Source organism: Segatella copri (assembly GCF_051861805.1).
Classification (GTDB): Bacteria; Bacteroidota; Bacteroidia; order Bacteroidales; family Bacteroidaceae; genus Prevotella; species Prevotella copri_M.
In genome coordinates, this window is record NZ_CP146520.1 from 1,465,611 (window position 1) to 1,486,489 (window position 20,879).

The window sequence follows — 20,879 nt, forward strand, 5'->3', positions numbered from 1 at the left end:
ATACCGTATAATCATGAAACTGAACGAAATTCTCTCAGACAGCTTTAATGCTGCAGAATGGGAAGCTAAAGGTTATCAGCTTCCTCAGTATGACATCGCAGCCGTAGCTAAGAAGACTCACGACGAGCCTACTTGGGTTCACTTCGGCGCAGGTAACATCTTCCGTGCTTTCCCGGCAGCCATCCTCAACGATGCGCTCAACACGGGCAAGTACGATCGTGGCGTAATCGTGGCCGAAAGCTTCGACTACGAAATCATCGACAAGGCTTATCGCCCTTATCATAACCTCTCGCTTCTCGTCAGCCTCCAGAGCAACGGAACCATCGAGAAGAAGGTTATCGCTTCTATCACAGAAAGCCTCAAAGCTGATAAGCAGTTTGGGGAGGATTGGGCTCGCTTGGTTCAGATCTTCCAGGCACCAAGTCTGCAGATGGTAACTTTCACCATCACAGAGAAGGGATATTCTTTCAATGATGCCGATTTGGCTCGTGGCCTCGATGCAGTCTTCGCCATGGGTAAGCTCACGGCTCTTCTCTACGAGCGTTATAAGGCTGGCAAGTTGCCTGTAACCCTTCAGTCAACAGACAACTGTTCTCACAATGGCGACCATGTAAAGGCTGGTGTCAAGGCTTACGCCGAGCGCTGGGTAAAGGATGGCATTGTTGAGGCTGGATTCCTGGATTACGTCAACGACAGCAGCAAGGTAACCTATCCTTGGTCTATGATTGATAAGATTACTCCTCGTCCTCACGAGAAGGTACAGGCGATGCTTGCCGAGGATGGTTTCGAGGACAACGATACCATCATCACCGAAAAGCATACCTTCACCGCTCCTTTCGTAAATGCAGAGGAAGTGCAGTATCTCGTTTGCGAGGATACCTATACCAACGGTCGCCCGCCATTGGAGTTGGGCGGTGCGCTCTATACCACCCGCAAGACTGTGGATGAGGTGGAGACCATGAAGGTAACCACCTGTCTGAACCCATTGCATACTGCGATGTCTATCTATGGCTGCATGCTCGACTATACTCTGATTTCTGCCGAGATGGCTGATGAGGACCTTCGTGCCTTCATCCAGAAGATAGGTTACATCGAGGCAATGCCAGTGGTTACAGATCCAGGCGTATTGAACCCATACGAGTTTATCGGTACCGTTATCAACAAGCGTCTGCCTAACCCATTCATGCCAGATGCTCCTCAGCGCATCGCTACCGATACCAGCCAGAAGCTCTCTATCCGTTTCGGTGAGACCATCAAGAAGTACATCGACCGTGGTCTCGACAAGAGCAATCTGGTATTGATTCCATTGGTATTGGCAGGTTACGCCCGTTATCTCAAGGCATTGGATGATAACCTGAAGCCATTCGAGCCATCTTCCGACCCATTGCTGGCAGAACTCCAGGCCATCGTGGCTCCTCTGGAGGTAGGCAAGGCAGAGCAGGACTATTCTTGCCTGAAGAATCTCTATTCTCGCAAGGATGTGTTCGGACTCGATCTCTACGAGGCTGGCTTCGGTGAGCAGATAGAAGGCATGGTGAAGGAACTCTTCGCCGGCAAGGGTGCCGTAAGACAGACATTGCATAAATATGTTGCAGCAAGATAATTCATTTTTAAACTTATACATTATATAATATATATGGAAAGAACATGGCGCTGGTTTGGCAAGAAGGATAAGATTACACTTGCACAGTTGAAGCAAATAGGTGTTGAGGGCATCGTTACCGCATTGCACGATGTTCCTCTGGGCGAGGTTTGGACACGCGAGAAGATTCATGAACTCAAGGAGTACATCGAGTCTTATGGTATGAAATGGAGCGTGGTAGAGTCTTTGCCAGTGGTTGAAACCTTGAAGTATGGCGGCCCCGACCGTGACCATCAGATTGAGGTCTATAAGCAGAGTCTCCGCAACCTGGGCGAGGAAGGCATCAAGTGCATCTGTTACAACTTCATGCCGGTTTTGGACTGGGCTCGTACCGATTTGGCACACGAGAATCCTAACGGAGCCAACAACCTCTATATGAACTGGGGCGAGTTTGCCTACTTCGATATCTATATCCTCCAGCGTGAAGGTGCCCGTGAGGATTGGGCTGAGTTCTCTAAGGAGCACAAGTGGGGCAGAGACCTGGTGGCTGAGGCTGATGAAATCAAGAAGACTTCTACACCAGAGCAGGATCACGCCTTGGTAGAGAACATCATCATCAAGACCCAGGGCTTCGTATCCGGTAACTTCAGCGAGGGTGATGCTGCTCCTGTGCAGAAGTTCCGCGACCTGTTGAAGCTTTACGATGGCATCGACAAGAAGAAGTTGCAGGAGAACATGAAGTATTGGCTGGAGGCCATCATGCCTATCTGCGATGAGTACGATATCAACATGTGTGTTCACCCGGATGATCCTCCTTATCCAGTATTCGGTTTGCCACGAATCATCGGTCGTGCCGAGGATATCCAGTGGATGTTGGATGCTGTGCCAAACAAGCATAATGGTTTGACTTTCTGTGCAGGTTCATTCTCTGCCGGGGAGCACAACGACTGTGTGGCTATGGCGAAGCAGTTTGCCGACCGCACCCATTTCGTTCACCTTCGTTCTTGCTACATCTTCCCTAACGGCAACTTCACTGAGGCTTCCCACCTGGGTGGTCGTGGCCATCTGATAGATCTTTGCCGCATTTTTGAGAAGGCAGAGCAGGAAGGCAAGTGCAATTCGGGTCGCCGTTTGCCTATGCGAGTAGATCATGGCATGACCTTCACCGATGAGCCTGGTGGCGTATTCGATGAGAGCAACCACGGCCACAATGCCGGTTACACCCTTCTGGGCCGCATGTTTGCCATGGGTCAGATTCAGGGCGTGATTGCTACCGTGGATGATGAGCTGGGCATAGAGTACAAGCAGCCAGGATTTTATGATTAGTTTATAGTTTATAGGCTTAGGCTTAGTTTATAGTTGATAGGCTATTAAGTGATTTGAAATTCAGGTTAGATAAAATACGAAAAAGGCTAGCGTGCGTTTTTGCATGCTAGCCTTTATTTTTTTTTGCAGATTTTCTGGTTATTGGCTAAATATACCACTTATTTTAGCCAATAATGCTTAAAAATATGTATTATTGGCTAAAAGTTATATAATAATTAGCCAATAATTGCTTTTTCTTGTTATTTTTGCAAATGGTTAGAAATTAAAGCAGGAGAATGAGAAACTGAACTTTCGCATGTGGTTCAAGAACGGGCTGAAGGCCCAAAAGCTCCTAGCCCAGGGCATCGCCCTGGGGATAATGGCAATCAGCAAGGCGCCCTGAAAGGGCAAAAGCTTTGTATATTGCCCAGTATTTTAAAGCTTTTGCCCTTACAGGGCGACAAGTTTGTGTCCGTAATTACCCAGGGCGATGCCCTGGGCTAGGAGCTTCTGCCCTTTCAGGGCGTGTGGAGCTTACATGCGAAACTTGAGTGAGAAATTTAAGCAGGAGAATAAGAAAATGAAGAATAATATTATCGGCAGAAAGAGTGAACAAGATACCTTGGCACGTATATACGAGTCAAGGCAGTCGGAATTTGTGGCAGTATGCGGACGCCGCAGAGTGGGGAAAACGTTTCTTGTGCGCGAATACTTTGAGCAGGAAATGGTGTTTCAGACATCAGGATTGGCGGGTGGAAACACACAGGAGCAGTTGAAAAACTTCTTTTATACGCTTCGACGTTACGACAGGAATGTAACCTCTGTTCCCCACGACTGGCTCGATGCTTTCGAAATGCTTATCACTTATCTTGATTCTTTGAACGGGATAGAACGTAAGGTGATTTTTCTTGATGAACTGCCTTGGATGGATACTGCAGGCTCTAATTTTATCTCTGCCTTGGAACATTTCTGGAATGGATGGGCCTCTGCACGTCGTGACATCGTTCTGATAGTCTGCGGCTCTGCCACTTCCTGGATGATGGATAAACTCATCAATAACCATGGCGGACTTTATGGTCGTCTTACTCATCGTCTTTTCCTGCAGCCTTTTTCTCTTGGGGAGTCGGAAGCATTTCTGAAGACCAAGGGGATGATGTTGTCTAGATATGAACTGGCAGAACTTTATATGATATTGGGAGGAATTCCGTATTACCTGAATCTTTTGGATGAACGGTTAAGTTTGGCTCAGAATATAGATCGTCTGCTGTTCAATCCCAATGGTCAGTTGTACAATGAGTTTACGATTCTCTATCGCTCTCTGTTTAAGGATTCTGAGGCATACGTCAAGGTGGTAGAATGCCTGAACGAGCGTGGTTATGGTATGATGCGCTCGGAAATAGCCGATGCCACAGGGATGAAGTCGGGCAAATCGTTGACCACGATTCTCGACAATCTGGAATCTTGCGGTTTCATCAGAAAGTATGTAAACTATGGCTGTTCTACCCGAAAGTCTCTCTATCAGTTGGTAGATTTCTTCACCTTGTTCTATTTCCGTTTCCTGCGCGATAGTTCATTCCGTAATCTTCTGTATTGGAGCAAGTTGCAGCGCACGCCCCGTTTTTATGCCTGGGCTGGAGTCTCTTTCGAGATATTGGCGATGAATCATATCGACCAGGTGAAGCAGCGGTTGGGAATTTCTGGTGTGGCCACCCAGTTGTATTCCTGGCGAAGCAAGAGTGATGCCGGATCGGCGGAGCGGGCAGCCCAGATAGACATGGTGATAGAGCGTGGTGACAATACCATCAATCTTTGCGAAATGAAGTTTTCGGAAAGTGAGTTTGCCATCAATAAGGATTACGAGAAGATTCTGAGAAATAAAATCGTCCGCTTTATGGAGGAAACGAAGACCCGAAAGTCGATACAGTTGACGTTTATCAGCAGTTATGGTCTTCAGCGGAATATGTATTCAGGCATTGCCCAGAATGAAGTGGTGCTCAATGATTTGTTTTGAGCTCCACTTCCTCCACATATTTCACCAGTGAATCCTTGCCGTTGAGCAGGTAGTAATCCACTCTAACCACGTGGTTGATGTCAGCATTACCCTTCACCTTCACGTGGCGGGTCTTGCCGAACATCATTGTGTCGCGACGGGAAGGGTAGGAGATCAGCTGGATGATGTCCTTGGTAGAACCGCTTCCTATGTAGTAGATGCCCACGCTGTCCTTGATAGCTTTCATTGCAGCCATCTTCGCCGTCTTCTTGGCATGGATGGCAGCGGTATCTTCCGGATAGAACTCGCTGGCAGCTACCGTGTCGCCGTCGTGCTGATCGGGTGCAAACTTGCAGCTTGTGCCCATCGTCGTGATAAAGGAAGTTGCAGCCAAGGCTGCCACAAAATATAATATTTTCTTCATTTTATCTCTTTTCTTTGTTATTTCTTATCTTTCTTTTTAAAAACTGTTTTTGCTTCTGTCTTTATTCGCCAGATGCGTTATCGGCTGCAAAAATACAAAAAATAACTCGAAAAGCCATACCTTTAAATGCAATGATTGATGAATTTTACTACTTTTTGATGAATTTTACGCATTCCAATTTATTGATTAGTATTACCTTTGCAGAAGAAAATGCAAATAACCTTTAAATGATGGATATAAATGAGATATAAAAAGATATTATTCGCAGGTCTGGCTGCATGGATGAGCCTATCATCATTTGCCTTCGACCTCAAGACTGAAAGCCCAGTGATTATAAAAGGAGATACCACGCAGATGGCACCTGTGGCTAAGACTGCATTGAAAATGTTGCAGGGCGACATCAAGAAGGTGCTGGGAAGTGAGATGAAACTGCAGATGTCTTCTCTCAGCAAGACTTCTGATAAGAATGAATCTTCTGAGGGAAGTTCTGATAAGAACATCATCATTCTTTTTAAGGATGCTGCAGCCTTCGCTTACAAGAAGGAGGCGTTTCAGATAAAAGCAGAGAATGGCAACCTATATATAAAAGGTAGCGACGACCACGGACTCGCCTACGGCATCCTGGAAGTTTCCAGATTGCTGGGCGTATCGCCTTGGGAATGGTGGGCGGATGCCAAGCCGAAGCATCTCAACGGCTTCTGCCTGAAGGATGGCTATCGCAACGAGCAGGCACCATCGGTGGAGTTCCGAGGCATCTTCATCAACGATGAGGATTGGGGCTTGATGCCATGGTCGGGCAAGACCTACGAGCCATCGGATATCAAGGGGCATATCGGTCCGAAGACCAACGCCCGCATCTTCGAGCTGCTGCTCCGTCTTCGTGCCAACACCTATTGGCCGGCGATGCACGAATGCACCAAGCCTTTCTTCCTGACTCAGGGCAACAGAGAGGTGGCCCAGCAGTATGGCATCTACATCGGCGGTTCCCATTGCGAGCCGATGGCTTCGAGCACGGCTGGCGAATGGCCGGCAAGAGGCAAGGGACAGTATGACTTTGTGCATAACAGGGAAAACGTGCTCCAGTTCTGGGAAGACAGAGTGAAGGAGGTGGCTGGTCAGCCTATCCTCTACACCATCGGTATGCGAGGCGTACACGACGGAGCGATGCAGGGAGCCAAGACCGTGAAGGAGCAAAAAACAGTATTAGATAGCGTCTTGAAGGCGCAGAGAGAGTTATTGGGAAAATATGTGGAGAAGGATGTGACGCAGGTGCCTCAGTTGTTCGTGCCTTACAAGGAGGTGCTCGACGTGTATCATGCAGGCTTGCAGGTGCCGGAGGACGTGTGCCTGGTATGGTGTGACGACAACTATGGCATGGTGCGCCACTTCCCGACTGCCACAGAGCGTGCCCGCAAGGGTGGCAACGGCATCTACTACCACGTGAGCTACTGGGGGCGTCCGCATGATTACCTCTGGCTCGGTACCTTCTCGCCATCGGTGATGTATCAGCAGATGTCGATGGCTTGGCACAAGGGCATCCAGAAATTCTGGATTCTGAACGTGGGCGACATCAAGCCGGCAGAGTATCAGATTGAACTCTTCCTAGATATGGCGTGGAACATGAACAGCATCTATCCGGGCGACAGTGCCGACAAGAATCTGCTGCCTAATAATGATTGGCTGGCTCAGCACGAGATGAACTTCTGGACCCGCGAGTTCGGCAAGCAGTTGGCAGAGAAGATGCTGCCTGTGATGCAGGAGAGCTATCGTCTGGCATACATCCGCAAGCCGGAGTTCCTGGGCAACACGAGATGCGAGGAAAGAGACAAGAAATACAGCATTATCAGCGACCTGCCTTGGAGCGAGGAGTATATCAACGCCCGCCTGGCAGATTACAAGGAGCTGGCAGATGAATCTGAGAGAATTGAAAAGATGCTCAACAAGGCGATAGCCAAAGGCAATCTGCCTAAGGAGCGAAAGGATGAGTTCTATCAACTATTCAAATATCCCGTGCAGGCGGCTGCCCAGATGAACAATAAGTTGCTCTATGGGCAACTGGCCCGCCACGGAAAGGAAACATCCAAGGACGGGGGCGCAGGATATTGGGCCAAGAGCGATGCGGCATACGACAGCATCGTGAGCCTGACCAAGATTTACAACCGGGGGTATTACAACCACGGCAAGTGGAACAGAATCATGGATTTCGAGCCTCGCAAGCAGCCGGTGTTCCGCCGCGTGCCGCATACGGAGGCTACCCAGCCGATGGTGAAAATGCCTGAATATATTGCGAAATGGAACGCCACAGATGCCACCGTGGGCAATCCTATCGCATGGTATGGATTGGGCTACGAAGGCAAGGCGGCTGGCATAGTCAGAAATCAGAAAATAGGTTTTGCTTTCGAAGGTAAGAAGGTGAAGGATGATTCGGTTACCATCGAAGTTCGTTGGGTTCCGACTCATCCTGTGGATAACAAGTTACGGTTCGCCTTTTCGCTGGATGGTGGAAATCCTGTCGTCAAGGAGTATCAGACTAAGGGAAGAAGCGAGCAGTGGAAGGTGAACACCCTGCAATGCCAGGCTCGTGTGCGCATCCAGCTGCCTATCGCCAAACTGAAGAAACATCTCCTCAGCATCAAGGCTCTGGATGATGGTATGGTCTTAGACCAAGTATATCTGTATTGACTATAGGTTAGATTTTAGATTATAAAAAAATAGGTTAGATTATAAAAACTAGAAACTCCCATGGCTCGCTGCTGAAGCTTGTCATGGGAGTTCTTTTATCATCACTGATAATGAATCACTCAAGTTTCGCAAGTGAGCTCCACACGCCCTGAAAGGGCAGAAGCTCCTAGCCCAGGGCAGCGCCCTGGGTAATCATGGACGCAAGTTTGTCGCCCTGTAAGGGCAAAAGCTTCAAAAGAATCAGGCAATTTACAAAGCTTTTGCCCTTACAGGGCGCCTTGTTGATTGCTATTATACCCAGGGCGATGCCCTGGGCTAGGAGCTTTTGGGCCTTCAGCCCGTACTTGAACCACTTGCGAAACTTCAATGAATCACTAATCACGAATCACGATTCATTATTCTTACATTTCAACCACCACTTCGTGCTTGCCTTCCAGGCAAGGAACGATGGTGCCTGCGATGGCTTTGCCATCCACTGTAATCTGTTTCACGCCTTTCTCCTTGCCTTCTGGGTTCTTTACCACGATGTGGTATTCGCCACCACGGAACTTGCGGGTTACCTCGTATTCATGGGCGGTGCTTGGCAGACATGGGTCGATGTTCAGGCCCTCGTAATCCGGTTTGATGCCGAGGATGAACTCCGACACGGTGTACCACATCCAAGCGGCTGTGCCTGTTAACCATGAGTTCTTGCCTTCGCCTGGCTTGGCGGCATCCTTGCCGGCTACCATCTGGCAGTTTACGTAAGGTTCTACCTTGTGCAGAGTCTGATATTTCTCTTCTACATAGCTAGGCAGAATCTTGGTATAATGGTTCCAGGCATCATTGCCACGTCCGGCAACGGTTTCGCCGATGATGACCCAAGGATTGTTGTGGCAGAAGATGCCGGCATTCTCCTTGTAACCTTCAGGATAGGATGAAATCTCGCCCATCTCTACATGATAGGTGGTGTAGGCTGGGTTGTTCAGCACCATTCCGTGCTCGCATTCCAGGCGCTCCTTGGCGCTGTCCAATGCCTTGGCGCAGAGACCTTCTTCCAGTCCGATGCCAGCCATGGTACACCAGCCCTGACTCTCGATGAAGATCTTGCCTTCCTCGTTCTCATCACTACCAATCTTGTTGCCGAAGAAATCGTAGGCACGCAGGAACCATTCGCCGTCCCAGCCATGCTGCTTCACGGCTTCGTTCATCGCATCCACCGCCTGCTGCATGCGCTCGGCTTCTACGAGATAATCTTCCTCGGCAAGTCCGGCGATAGTGCCTTCATGGCTGTTCGCGGCTTCCTTGGCAAGCTGCTTGCACAGCGCCACGTAGTCCTTTCCGGTTACAACGAAGAGTCCGGCTATCATCAGACTCTCTGCCTTGCTGCCTTCGCCCTTGTTCTCGGTGGTCTGGAAACTCTCGTTGGGATCCCAGGAGAAGCAGTTCAGGTTCAGACAGTCGTTCCAGTCGGCTCTGCCGATGAGTGGAAGCTTATGCGGACCCAGGTTGTTGATTACATGGTTCATCGAAATCTTCAGATGTTCAAAGAGACTTACTTCGCTGCCTGGCTGGTTGTCGAAAGGCACCTGCTCGGCGAGGATGGAGAAGTCGCCCGTCTCCTTGATATAGGCCACGGTGCCGAAGATGAGCCAGCATGGGTCGTCGTTGAAACCGCCACCGATATCGTTGTTGCCACGCTTAGTGAGTGGCTGATACTGGTGATAGCAACCACCGTCTGGGAACTGGGTGCTGGCGATATCGATGATGCGCTGGCGGGCACGGGTAGGAATCTGATGAACGAAACCTACGAGGTCCTGGTTGGAATCGCGGAAGCCCATGCCTCGACCGATGCCACTCTCGAAGAAACTTGCCGAACGCGACATGCAGAAGGTAATCATGCACTGATACTGGTTCCAGATGTTCACCATGCGGTCTAACTTGTCGTTGCCGCTCTTCACGGTGAAGATGTTCAGCAGGTTATCCCAGTACTGGTTGAGTTCTGCGAAGGCAGCATCCACCTTTTCGGTGGTATCGAACTTGGCGATAAGCTGATGAGCCTTCTCCTTGTTGATCACCTTCTTGGCGCTGAACTTCTTGTCCTGCTCGTTCTCCACATAGCCCAGCAGGAAGATGAGGTCGCGGCTCTCGCCTGGCTGCAGGGTAACCTCTATATAATGAGATGCGATAGGGCTCCAGCCGTGGGCAAAACTGTTGCGTGGCTTGCCTTCCATCACAGCTTCCGGCTCGGCAAACTCGTTGTAGAGTCCGATGAAGCTCTCGCGGTCGGTATCGTAGCCCTGAATCTCGGTATTCACTGTGTAGAAAGCATAGTGGTTGCGGCGCTCACGATATTCGGTCTTGTGATAGATGGTAGAACCCTCTACCTCCACCTCGCCCGTAGAGAAGTTGCGCTGGAAGTTCTCCATGTCGGTGGCTGCGTTCCAGAGGCACCATTCGGCAAAGGAGAATACCTTGAGGGTCTTCACCTCCTGCGACTGGTTCTTCAGCGTCATCTTCTGCACTTCTGCCCAGGTGTGCAGTGGCACGAAGAAGAGCACACTTGCCTCCACGCCGTTCTTGCTGCCCGTGATGCGGGTATAGTTCATGCCGTGGCGGCACTCGTAGCTGTCGAGTGGTGTCTTGCAAGGTTTCCACCCTGGGTTCCATACGGTATCACCATCCTTGATGTAGAAATAGCGACCGCCGTTATCCATCGGCACACCGTTGTAGCGGTAACGGGTGATGCGACGGAACTTGGCATCCTTGTAGAAGGAATAACCACCTGCTGTGTTTGAGATGAGCGAGAAGAAATCCTCGTTACCCAAATAGTTGATCCAAGGCCATGGAGTCTTTGGATCTGTAATCACGTACTCGCGATTGGCGTCATCAAAATGACCGTACTTTTTCTCTACCATTGTTTTTTTAATGTTTATTTTTAGGTAATTTATATTATTTTGGTGCAAAGATAGCAAAAAGTTTCAGCTTAAAGGTTAGAAAACAGATATTTTTTTGTATTTTTGCAGTAGAAAGTTTGATGTTTAACAGGTTATAATTAACATAATATACAGTTGGCTTATGAAAAGATACATTCTAACACTCATCATTGCCGTGTTTGCCTTGATGCAAGCAGCGGCACAGACATACGACAACTTGTGGAAGCAAGCTGGCATCATCGCTCAGAAGGACCAGCCTAAGAGCGAGATTGGGGTGATGAAGAAAATCATCTCCAAGGCTTCTGCGGCTAAAGACTACGGACAGCTGCTGGCTGCTGAGATGAGGCAGATGATTCTCTGGAAAGAGATTTCTGCCGACTCGCTGACACCGAACGTGGAGCGGATGGAAGCCGAGGTGCTGAAGGCGAAGGACCCCGCATTGAAGGCTGTGAGATATGCCGTGCTGGGCAAGGTGTATCGTGATATGGACGAAAAGAAGAGCCAGGAGTTCTTCAAGAAAGCCCTGGAGCAGCCTGAACTTCTTGCCAAGCATACTTCTACCGAGTATATACCATTGACGCTGAAGGGCGTGGATGGCAGTTCCTTCAACAACGATCTGCTGCATCTCATCGGTTTCGAGGCTGACAGCAAGGAGGCGTATCTGCAGCTGTATACCTATTATAATAAGGTGGGAAATAGAGGTGCGGCTTGTCTCTGTGCCTACAAACTCATCGAGAAATACCGTCAGGACGACGTGAGAGAGGTGAAGAAGTCGAAGTATCTCCATACCATCGACTCGCTCATCCACGTATATCAGGATATTCCGGAGGCAGGCGAACTTGCCGTGGAGCACTTCCGCTTTATGGAAGGTGCCACCGATGCCAAACCGCTGGATAAGCTCAACTATATCAACTATGCGCTGAGCCGCTGGGGAGGATGGTCGAGAATGAACGAACTGAGAAATGCGCAGAAGCGACTCACCGAACCGATGTTCCAGGTGAAGAAAATGCCACAGGTGTTGCGACCTGGAGAGAAGGCGTGGGTGCATCTGAACGTGCGCAATCTGCAGAACCTGAAGGTGGGCATCTCCCGTATCAACATCACGGCGGATAATGAATATGATGCCCAGAATGAGGCTACCTATAAGATGCTCCTGAAGAAGACCACGAAGCTGCATCAGAAGGATTTCAGTCGCAACTACTATGGTCGCCCGGATTACGAAGAGGTGAAGGATTCCATCGAAATCGGTGGCAATCTGCCGCTGGGTGCCTATCTGATGGAGGTGACTTCGGATAATTCAGGCATCGCTCCGCAGCGACAGCTCTTCTATGTGAGCAATCTGGCGGTGATGATCCAGCAGTTGCCGGATGATAAGCATCGCTATGTAGTGGTGAATGCTACTGATGGCCAGCCTATCGCCGGGGCGAAGATTGAACTTTATGACCAGCGGTATGATTTCAAGACGAAGAAGGACAAGCGAACAGTTCATGCCCGCTTGACGACCGATGAAAACGGAGAGGCTTACTTCAAGAATGTGGATGGAAGGGTGTTGATTTCTACCAACAATGACAAGTTTATGCCTGCCAAGTACATCTATCTCAGCCGTACCCGCTATTATGAACAGAAAGATAATGAGACTAAATATCAGGTTTATACCGACCGCAGCATCTATCGTCCGGGACAGACCGTGCATGTTACGGCTATCAGTTTTGTCAACATGAAGGGTGTCGATGCAAAGGTGCCTGTTGGCAGAGATGAACTGGATTTCCAACTCGTAAATGCCAGTTGGAAAGAGGTGGAGATGAAGAAGGCGAAGGTTGACGAGTATGGTACGGCTTCGGTAGATTTCGAATTGCCGAAGGAGGGACAGACGGGCATGTATCATGTAGTCGTGAATGACCAGGCCAACCGCTTCTTCCGTGTGGAGGAATACAAGCGTCCAACCTTCGAGATTACCTTCCCGAAGGTGAACGAGAAATATAACTGGGGCGACACCGTAGTGGTGAAAGCTACAGCCAAGACTTACGCCGGCGTGCCTGTGCAGGGTGCCAAGGTAGCGTATCAGGTGACCCGCAGAAACCAGCTCTGGTGGTGGGGCGCAGGCTCTGCCGGACAGTTGGTAAAGACAGACAGTTGCGTGACTCGTGAGGACGGAACCTTCGACGTAGAAATTCCGCTGGAGGCTTCCTTGTCAGGAAAAGACGGGGCTGATATGAGCGATTTCATGCGCATCGCCCGTTTCTTCAACTTCGAGGTCTCAGCCATCGTTACCGACATCAGTGGTGAGAGCCATGAGGGCGTGATGAGTCTGCCTCTGGGCACCAAGCCAACTATTCTCACGGTGGATCTTCCTAAGCGTATCGAAACAGACAGTCTGAAGATGGTGACCTTAGCTTACCGCAATGCCAGTGGAATGCCGATTTCGAGCAGGTTGAAATATCGCATTGATGAAGGCGAATGGAAGGACGCCGAGGCGAATATCCCGGTTTCTATCAAGGAATATGCTTCTTCTGCATCTTCTGCCTCTTCTTCCCTCGTTTGGAAATCTGGCGTTCATCAGTTGGAGGCAATCTGCGGACAGGATACCCTGCAGCAGAAGTTCACGCTCTTCAGTATGAAGGATACCCATCCGGTGGAGCCAACTACCGAATGGTATTACCAGACGGCGAAGACTTTCCCTCGTGATGGCAAGCCGGTCTATATCCAGGTGGGCTCTTCGGAGAACGGAGCGCACATCGTATATTCCATCATCGCCGGCAACAAATTGCTGGAGAAGGGCGCCTGGGAGTTGGGCGACAGCATCGTGACCTTGCCTTTCACCTACAAGGAGGAATATGCGTCGGGCATCGTACTGAATTATAGTTTCGTGAAGCAAGGCAAGTGCTATACCCGAATGATGAGCATCGCCCGTCCTTTGCCTGAGAAGAAACTGAACATCGCCTGGAAGACCTTCCGCAACCGTCTGACCCCAGGACAGAAGGAGGAGTGGACGCTGAAGATTACCACCCCTGACGGCAAGCCAGCCAAGGCGCAGCTGATGAGTGTACTCTATGACAAGTCGCTCGACCAGATAGCCCCGCATTCCTGGAATTTCTCCCTGGGCTTCTTTCAGAGTTTGCCAAACTGCTACTGGAAGCACAACCTCACTTTCCGTTCATTTTACTTGAATGGCGTTTATCCTACCAAGTATTATGACGAGAGGGGACTGGATGTAGATAAGTTTGATGGCAAATTCTTTAGCTATTATGCTTATATGCAAGCGGTGGAACTGAGCAAGTTGGAACGTTCTTCTGGCGGAACCGTTGAGTCTGTTCGTATACAAAAAGACGAGGTGGTTCGAGAAGAAGCGAAAGTCGTGAGGATTCGCGGTTCTAAGATGGTTCGTGTTGCAGCGGCTGCTCCATCTGCCAACAAGGTTTTTGATGTAGTAGAGGAGATGCCGCAGTTTGCCGGCGGTTCTGGCTCAGATGCAGGACAATTCCTCGACAAGGTGCAGGTGCGTGAGAATATGAACGAGACCGCCTTCTTCTATCCTGCCTTGGAGAGCGACAACAATGGCAACGTAGCCATCAGATTTACCCTGCCGGAGAGCGTGACTACCTGGAAGTTCATGGGATTGGCTCATGACAAGGAGATGCGCAACGGTTTGCTGGTGGATGAGGCTGTGGCTCAGAAAACCGTGATGGTGCAGCCTAACATGCCTCGCTTCCTGCGTGAAGGCGACAAGGCTACCATCGTGGCTAAGCTCTCCAATACTTCCGGCAAGAAGGTGAGCGGCAACGCCCGTATGCAGATTATCGACCCGGAGACCAACAAGGTGGTTTGGCAGAAGACCCAGGGCTATCACATCGATGCCAATGGTTCTGCTACCGTAGCCTTCGATGTCCAGGGACTGAAAGAGGGCGTATATATAAATAAGGTGGTGGCTGCCGGCAATGGCTACAGCGATGGTGAGCAGCACTATCTGCCTGTGTTGAGCAACCGGGAACTCGTTACCAATACCCTGCCTATCACCCTGCATCAGCAGGGCGAGCAGAGTTTCGACCTGAGCAAGCTCTTCCTAAACAAGGAAGGTAAGCAGGCGAAGGGAGCAGCGGATGCGAAGGTGACCGTGGAATATACCAACGACCCGAGTTGGCTGATGATCAAGGCGCTGCCTGCTATCAGCAATCCGGATGAGGAGAATGCCATCTCGCTGATGTCTGCCATCTACGCCAATACCATCACCACCCATATCCAGAAGCATCTCTCGCTGGAAAATCAGTCAGAGAAGAATCTCTCTCAGGAGACTATCCGATTGCAGAATCAGGTGGAGAAGCTGAAGAAGTTGCAGAACCCTAACGGTTCCTTCTCCTGGTGGAAGGGGATGAAGGGCAGCAGATATATGACAACGTCGGTAGCCGAAATGATGGTTCGTCTGAATGCCGTTGCCGGTGTTCAGAAATCCACCGCCAAGATGCTGACTTCCGCCTTGAACTATCTCTCTCTTCAGACCGCTCAGGAAGTAAGAGAAATGAAGAAGCAGGAGGAGAAAAAGCACAAGGTGAGTCCTAGCGAGCAGGCGCTGCATTATCTCTACATCCTCTCGATGGATGGCAGAAAGATGAAGCAGAATCTGGAAGCTGACAAGGCTTATCTGCTGGAAAAGATGTCGAAGATGACCGGCGATTTCACCATCTATGGCAAGGCACGTGCTGCCGTGGTGCTCGCCAAGAACTGCCAGCAGAATGCTGCCTATCGCGAAAAGGCAGGCGAATATCTGCAGAGCGTGAACGAATATGCCGTTTACCGAGAGGAGATGGGCCGCTACTACGATACCCGCAAGGCACTCTACAGCTGGAGAAACTATAAGATTCCTACCCAGGTATCCGTGATAGAAGCGATGCAGATGCTGAAGCCAAACGACAAGCAGACCATTGAGGAACTGCAGCGCTGGCTCCTGATGTCGAAGCGTACTCAGGTTTGGGATACGCCGGTGAACACCGTGGATGCTGTCTACGCCTTTATGAAGGGCAATGAGAGCAACTGGAGCAGGAAGGCTGAGAATGCCGTGCTGAAACTGGATGGCAAGCTGTTGCCAATGCCGCAGGATTCTACTACGCTGGGTTATGTCAAGACCGAAAAGGTGGGTAAGGCATCTACCCTGAGCATCAGCAAGAAGAGCGATTACACCAGTTGGGGTGCCGTGTATGCGGAGTTTAAGCAGCCGCTTAGCGAAATAGCCTCTGCCGAATCGGGCATCAAGGTGCGCCGTGTCATCGTTCCTGCCGAATCGCAGGGCAGGGGAACGGCACAGGCGAAGGTGGGAGAGAAGGTGAAGGTAACACTCATCATCACTGCCGACCGTGACTACGACTTCGTGCAAATCATGGATAAGCGTGCCGCCTGCCTGGAACCAGTCAACCAGCTGAGTGGCTATCAGTGGAATCTGGGCTGCTATGTTTCTCCAAGAGACAACACAACAAATTTCTATTTCGATCGTTTATCTAAAGGTAAGCACGTCGTAGAAATGGAATACTACGTGGATAGAAAGGGCGACTATCAGGGCGGAACTTGCAGTGCAAAGTGTGCCTACAGTCCGGAATTTGGTGGTCGCACGGAGGGTTATGAGTTGAAAGTTAACAATTAAAAGTTAATAGTTATTAGATTGATAATTAAGAATAGAATAGTATGAAACGGATGAATATATTGATGCTCTCAGCGCTGTTGGCGCTGCCGGCATCGGCACAGAAGATTGCAACCCAGCACGAGGTGGTAGACTGCGGACAGGTGGTTTTTCGCCATCCCGTAACGGCTGAGTTCATGATGAAGAACGAGGGCAACAGACCTCTGGTTATCCACAACATGTTGAAAAGTTGTGGCTGCACCGAGGTGCAATACCCTAAGAAGAGCATTGCTGCAGGCGAGAGCTTCGTGGTAAAGGCGGTGTATGATGCCAAGCAGATGGGTACCTTCAACAAGCAGGTATGCCTCTACACCAATGCCGCCGACGAACCTTTCATTCTTACGATGCGAGGCAAAGTGGTGAGCAATGTGGTGGATTTCGCTGGTCCGTATGACGAGATGCTGGGAGAGATCAAGTCGGATGCCCAGGAGGTGGAGTTTGATGACGTGAACCGTGGCGACCGCCCTGTTCAGCGCATCCATATCTTCAACCCTACCGAGCAGATGATGGAGCCGGTGGTAATGCATCTGCCTAGCTACCTGCAGGCACAGGTGTCTCCATCCAAGGTGGCACCGCATCGTGCTGCCGAGGTCATCCTGATGCTGGATTCCAAAAAACTGCGTGACTTCGGTTTGAACCAGACTTCCATCTATCTGGGTGAGCGCCCTGGCGACAAGATTGCCCCAGAGAAGGAAATCGTGGTTTCTTCCGTTCTCCTGCCTGCTTTCGAAAACATGACGGCAGAGAAGAAGGAGATGGCTCCAAAGGCTGAACTTTCAACCACCGACCTCGACCTGGGCAGCTTCGGCAGCAAGAAGAAACTGAAGGGCGAGGTGCTGATTACCAACAACGGTAAGTCGACGCTCGAAATCAGAAGCATGCAGATGTTTACCATGGGCTTGCAGGTGAATTTGAAGAAGAGCAAGATTGAACCGGGAGAATCCGTGAAGATGAAGGTGACCGTGGTGAAGGCCGACTTGAAGAAGTCGCGTGCCAAGAAGAATCCACGTATCCTGATGATTACGAATGATCCGGACAATGCCAAGATTGTAGTAAAGATTCATGTACATTAAACTTTAAAAAACGTGCAGATAGAAATAGATAACGGCAGTGGTTTCTGCTTTGGCGTGACCACTGCCATCAAGAAAGCTGAGGAAGAGTTGGAGAAGGGCAGTAAGCTTTACTGTCTGGGTGACATCGTGCACAACGGTATGGAGGTGGAGCGCCTGCATGAGGCTGGTCTGACCACCATCGACCATGATGAGATGAAGGAACTCCACGGTGTGAAGGTTTTGCTTCGTGCCCACGGAGAGCCACCCGAGACCTATGCCCTTGCCGAACGCAACAACATCGAGATTATCGATGCCACCTGTCCTGTGGTGCTCCAGCTTCAGCGCCGCATCAAGAAGCAGTATGTCAACAATCCCGAGGCGCAGATTATCATCTTCGGCAAGAAGGGACATGCCGAGGTGCTGGGCTTGGTGGGTCAGACCGAGGGACATGCCATCGTGGTAGAGAAGTTGGAGGATGTGGAGCATCTAGGGGAGATAGGTAAACTGGATTTCAGTCGCGACATCGCTCTCTATTCCCAGACCACCAAGAGTCTCGACGAGTTCCATCGCATCATTGAATATTGCCAGGAACATATTGTGGAGGGTGCCAGCTTCAAGAGCTTCGACACCATCTGCAGACAGGTGGCCAACCGCATGCCGAATATTGCCAACTTTGCTAGCAAGCATGATGTCATCCTCTTTGTCAGCGGCAGGAAGAGTTCGAATGGTAAGGTGCTCTTCAAGGAATGCAAGAGCGTGAATGCCAACAGCTATCAGATAGAGAGTGCTGATGAAATCAACATGGATTGGTTCAAGGGTGTGAACACCGTGGGCATCTGTGGTGCTACCAGTACACCAAAATGGTTGATGGAAGAATGCAAGGAGAAAATCATCAACGAAACATTATAATAAGATATAGACAGAAAAAGTATAAAATAAAAAATAGGTGATAAATCTTCTCCCGAGGACTTATCACCTTTAAAAAACAGTAATTAACTCAAAATTTATAATCTATATCATTACTACCTTGTCATTGTGTTTGCAAAAATAAAAAATAATTTGGGTATCCACAACACTCATTCTTTGAAATGGCATTTTTAAAGCACAAATATTTTATTTTAAGATATTTTTGCAAAAATATTACGGGAAAACCGCTTATTCTGCGATAGCGATTGAATTCTCAATCTTTTATTCTGCGATAGCTTTCTGATATTGCTCCATGAGCCATGCCTTCTGCTCAGGAATCGTCATCTCGCTATTGTCCAGCGTGATGGCATCATCTGCCTTGCGGAGTGGGGAGGTTTCACGATGGGTATCGATGTAGTCTCTTTCCTCCACATTCTTCAGAATGGCGTCGAAGTCGGCTGGCATGCCCTTCTCCTTCAGTTCGTCGAAGCGGCGCTGTGCTCTCACCTGCGAACTTGCCGTAACGAAAATCTTCAGTTCGGCGTTAGGGAATACGGTGGTGCCGATGTCACGGCCATCCATCACGATGCCCTTGTCTTCGCCCATCTTCTGTTGCTGAGCCACCAGCGCCTCTCTTACGAAAGGAACGGCTGCCACAGGACTTACGTGGTTGGAAACCTCCAACGAACGGATTTCCTTCTCCACCAGTTCGCCGTTGAGATAGCAGTCTGGGCGACCGGTAGTAGCGTTAAACTTGAACGAAATCTGGATATTCGGCATCTCGGCTTCCAGTTCCTCCACCTTCACCTTGCCATCCTCCTCAAAGAGGTTATGGCGCAGGGCGTAGAGGGTTACCGAACGGTACATGGCGCCTGTATCCACATACACATAACCTATCTCCTTGGCAAGATCCTTTGCCATCGTACTCTTTCCGCAGGAAGAGTAACCGTCTATTGCGATTGTAATCTTCTTCATTATTATTTATAGTTTATAATTTACAGTTTATTATTTTATAGTTTATAATTTACTCAAGTTTCGCATGTAAGCTCCACACGCCCTGAAAGGGCAGAAGCTCCTAGCCCAGGGCATCGCCCTGGGTAATTATGGACACAAACTTGTCGCCCTGTAAGGGCAAAAGCTTTAAAATACTGGGCAATATACAAAGCTTTTGCCCTTTCAGGGCGCCTTGCTGATTGCCATTATACCCAGGGCGATGCCCTGGGCTAGGAGCTTTTGGGCCTTCAGCCCGTTCTCGAACCACATGCGAAAGTTCAGTAATTTACAGTTTATAGCTTACGTTTATCAGCAGACTGCTGCTACTTACATGATATTTTCCGTAAGCCACGTTCAGATGGAAGCGCTCCAGGTTGATACCGCCACCAAACGAGAAACCGGCTCCATGACTGCTTTCCTCGCCTTCGGTGCCGTTAGAAATCTGCATCTCGTCGGCTCTGCGGGCATTGTAGCCGCCGCCCAGCCAGAGGTTGTCGCCCAGCAGCAGTTCGGCACCTACCACAAGATGGTTCTTCAATCCCTTGTCCCAGTGGTTCAGGTTCACCAGTGTGCCCGATACCCTGAACGGCATGTTCTCGAATCCCTTGGTTACACCCACCTGCAGGTCTATCGGCATCTTTTCGTAATCCTCGTTGTAAGCCTTCAGCTGTCCGCCCAGGTTCTTTGCCACGGCAGAAAGCGACAGCTCCTGGTCGGGATCGTAATAGTTCAGACCCAGGTCGAAGCCCACAGCGATGGAATTGTAGTCGCCGATGTATGATGTGATGAACTTTGCCGTGATACCACCCACGAAGTTCTTGCCCAGCATGTAGGAGAAATGTCCTGCCAGGGCAATATCCTTCGCCGAGAATTCACCCATCTGGATGTTGTTCTCATCGGTCTGCTTCATCTTTCCGTAATCCACATAGTTTGCCGATACCGCCCACGACGCCTTCTCCTTCACGATGCGGTTGAAGGAAGCCGATGCCACGTTCACCCCCGACATGTAGTTCATGTAGTTGAGGTTGATGGTCTTGTCGCTTACCGAAGCCAACAGTGCCGGATTATGGAAAACGAGGGCCTCATCATCTTCTATCAAGGTGATGTTGTCGCCTCCCAAGGCTGCGGCATGAGCACTTACGGGCAGTCGGAGGAAGTTATATCCAGTTTGGCTCTCTTGAGCACCCATTTTTGTCGCAAAAAGCGTCAATATAATGGAAAAAAACGATTTTTTTCATTTAAATACTTTAATTCTTTGGCAAAGATACTGCTTTTTTGAGAAATAAGACGTAAATTTGCATTGTTTTCGTAGAAAATAACGAAATGAATCGATAAATATTGCAGATTCCGGCTGAAAAAGCAGCT

At 49.7% G+C, this 20,879-nt stretch carries 10 protein-coding genes and 1 pseudogene; 7 read left to right on the forward strand and 4 right to left on the reverse strand.

The annotated features are described in order from the left end of the window. Positions 1–13 precede the first annotated feature (13 nt). The 3 genes from V8Z93_RS05575 to V8Z93_RS05585 all read left to right on the forward strand — a co-directional run bounded on the left by V8Z93_RS05575 (position 14) and on the right by V8Z93_RS05585 (position 4,898). The gene (locus V8Z93_RS05575) at positions 14–1,603 is read left to right on the forward strand and encodes a mannitol dehydrogenase family protein (RefSeq protein WP_203041635.1); all 1,590 of its coding nucleotides are present in this window, start codon (positions 14–16) and stop codon (positions 1,601–1,603) included. Between the two features lie 33 nt (positions 1,604–1,636). Then, positions 1,637–2,908: a mannonate dehydratase gene (gene uxuA, locus V8Z93_RS05580; RefSeq protein WP_439432634.1), complete on the forward strand. Its 1,272-nt coding sequence runs from the start codon at positions 1,637–1,639 to the stop codon at positions 2,906–2,908. Positions 2,909–3,467: 559 nt separating this feature from the next. Further along, complete coding sequence (locus V8Z93_RS05585; protein WP_439432635.1) at positions 3,468–4,898, forward strand: AAA family ATPase; 1,431 nt, start codon at positions 3,468–3,470, stop codon at positions 4,896–4,898. Here V8Z93_RS05585 and V8Z93_RS05590 read toward each other — a convergent pair. Beyond that, positions 4,882–5,301 (reverse strand): hypothetical protein, encoded by a 420-nt coding sequence (locus tag V8Z93_RS05590; protein WP_439432636.1) that lies wholly within the window; start codon positions 5,299–5,301, stop codon positions 4,882–4,884. The two genes, V8Z93_RS05585 and V8Z93_RS05590, sit on opposite strands and share 17 nt — an antisense overlap. A gap of 240 nt (positions 5,302–5,541) precedes the next feature. Between V8Z93_RS05590 and V8Z93_RS05595 the strand changes: the two genes are divergently transcribed. Continuing rightward, positions 5,542–7,983 carry a glycosyl hydrolase 115 family protein gene (locus V8Z93_RS05595; RefSeq protein ID WP_439432637.1) on the forward strand — a complete coding sequence of 814 codons (2,442 nt, stop codon included), beginning with the start codon at positions 5,542–5,544 and terminating at the stop codon, positions 7,981–7,983. 401 nt (positions 7,984–8,384) lie between these two features. Here the strand turns inward: V8Z93_RS05595 and V8Z93_RS05600 are convergent, their stop codons facing one another. Beyond that, entirely contained in the window at positions 8,385–10,880 is a 2,496-nt protein-coding gene (locus V8Z93_RS05600) for a GH36-type glycosyl hydrolase domain-containing protein (protein ID WP_439432638.1), read from the reverse strand. Between the two features lie 160 nt (positions 10,881–11,040). On the opposite strand from V8Z93_RS05600, the gene V8Z93_RS05605 reads away from it, so the two are divergent. Genes V8Z93_RS05605 through V8Z93_RS05615 form a run of 3 tightly spaced genes read left to right on the forward strand, consistent with a single transcriptional unit; the run spans position 11,041 to position 18,524 of the window. Then, positions 11,041–16,527, forward strand: coding sequence for an alpha-2-macroglobulin family protein (locus V8Z93_RS05605; RefSeq protein WP_439432639.1), 5,487 nt, complete (start codon positions 11,041–11,043; stop codon positions 16,525–16,527). Positions 16,528–16,568: 41 nt separating this feature from the next. After that, positions 16,569–17,636 carry a DUF1573 domain-containing protein gene (locus tag V8Z93_RS05610; protein WP_203051060.1) on the forward strand — a complete coding sequence of 356 codons (1,068 nt, stop codon included), beginning with the start codon at positions 16,569–16,571 and terminating at the stop codon, positions 17,634–17,636. Positions 17,637–17,648: 12 nt separating this feature from the next. Then, positions 17,649–18,524 carry a 4-hydroxy-3-methylbut-2-enyl diphosphate reductase gene (locus V8Z93_RS05615; protein WP_203051061.1) on the forward strand — a complete coding sequence of 292 codons (876 nt, stop codon included), beginning with the start codon at positions 17,649–17,651 and terminating at the stop codon, positions 18,522–18,524. Positions 18,525–18,803: 279 nt separating this feature from the next. On the opposite strand, the gene cmk is transcribed toward V8Z93_RS05615, so the two are convergent. Beyond that, positions 18,804–19,496: a (d)CMP kinase gene (gene cmk / locus V8Z93_RS05620; RefSeq protein WP_203051062.1), complete on the reverse strand. Its 693-nt coding sequence runs from the start codon at positions 19,494–19,496 to the stop codon at positions 18,804–18,806. A 304-nt stretch (positions 19,497–19,800) separates the two neighbouring features. Next, positions 19,801–20,748: pseudogene (gene porQ, locus V8Z93_RS05625) on the reverse strand (type IX secretion system protein PorQ); the annotation flags it as partial. Positions 20,749–20,879 lie beyond the last annotated feature (131 nt).

Coding starts and splice junctions, on each gene's coding strand:
- V8Z93_RS05575 (WP_203041635.1), top strand. CDS start 14: ATGAAACTGAACGAAATTCTCTCAGACAGCTTTAATGCTGCAGAATGG.
- uxuA (WP_439432634.1), top strand. CDS start 1,637: ATGGAAAGAACATGGCGCTGGTTTGGCAAGAAGGATAAGATTACACTT.
- V8Z93_RS05585 (WP_439432635.1), top strand. CDS start 3,468: ATGAAGAATAATATTATCGGCAGAAAGAGTGAACAAGATACCTTGGCA.
- V8Z93_RS05590 (WP_439432636.1), bottom strand. CDS start 5,301: ATGAAGAAAATATTATATTTTGTGGCAGCCTTGGCTGCAACTTCCTTT.
- V8Z93_RS05595 (WP_439432637.1), top strand. CDS start 5,542: ATGAGATATAAAAAGATATTATTCGCAGGTCTGGCTGCATGGATGAGC.
- V8Z93_RS05600 (WP_439432638.1), bottom strand. CDS start 10,880: ATGGTAGAGAAAAAGTACGGTCATTTTGATGACGCCAATCGCGAGTAC.
- V8Z93_RS05605 (WP_439432639.1), top strand. CDS start 11,041: ATGAAAAGATACATTCTAACACTCATCATTGCCGTGTTTGCCTTGATG.
- V8Z93_RS05610 (WP_203051060.1), top strand. CDS start 16,569: ATGAAACGGATGAATATATTGATGCTCTCAGCGCTGTTGGCGCTGCCG.
- cmk (WP_203051062.1), bottom strand. CDS start 19,496: ATGAAGAAGATTACAATCGCAATAGACGGTTACTCTTCCTGCGGAAAG.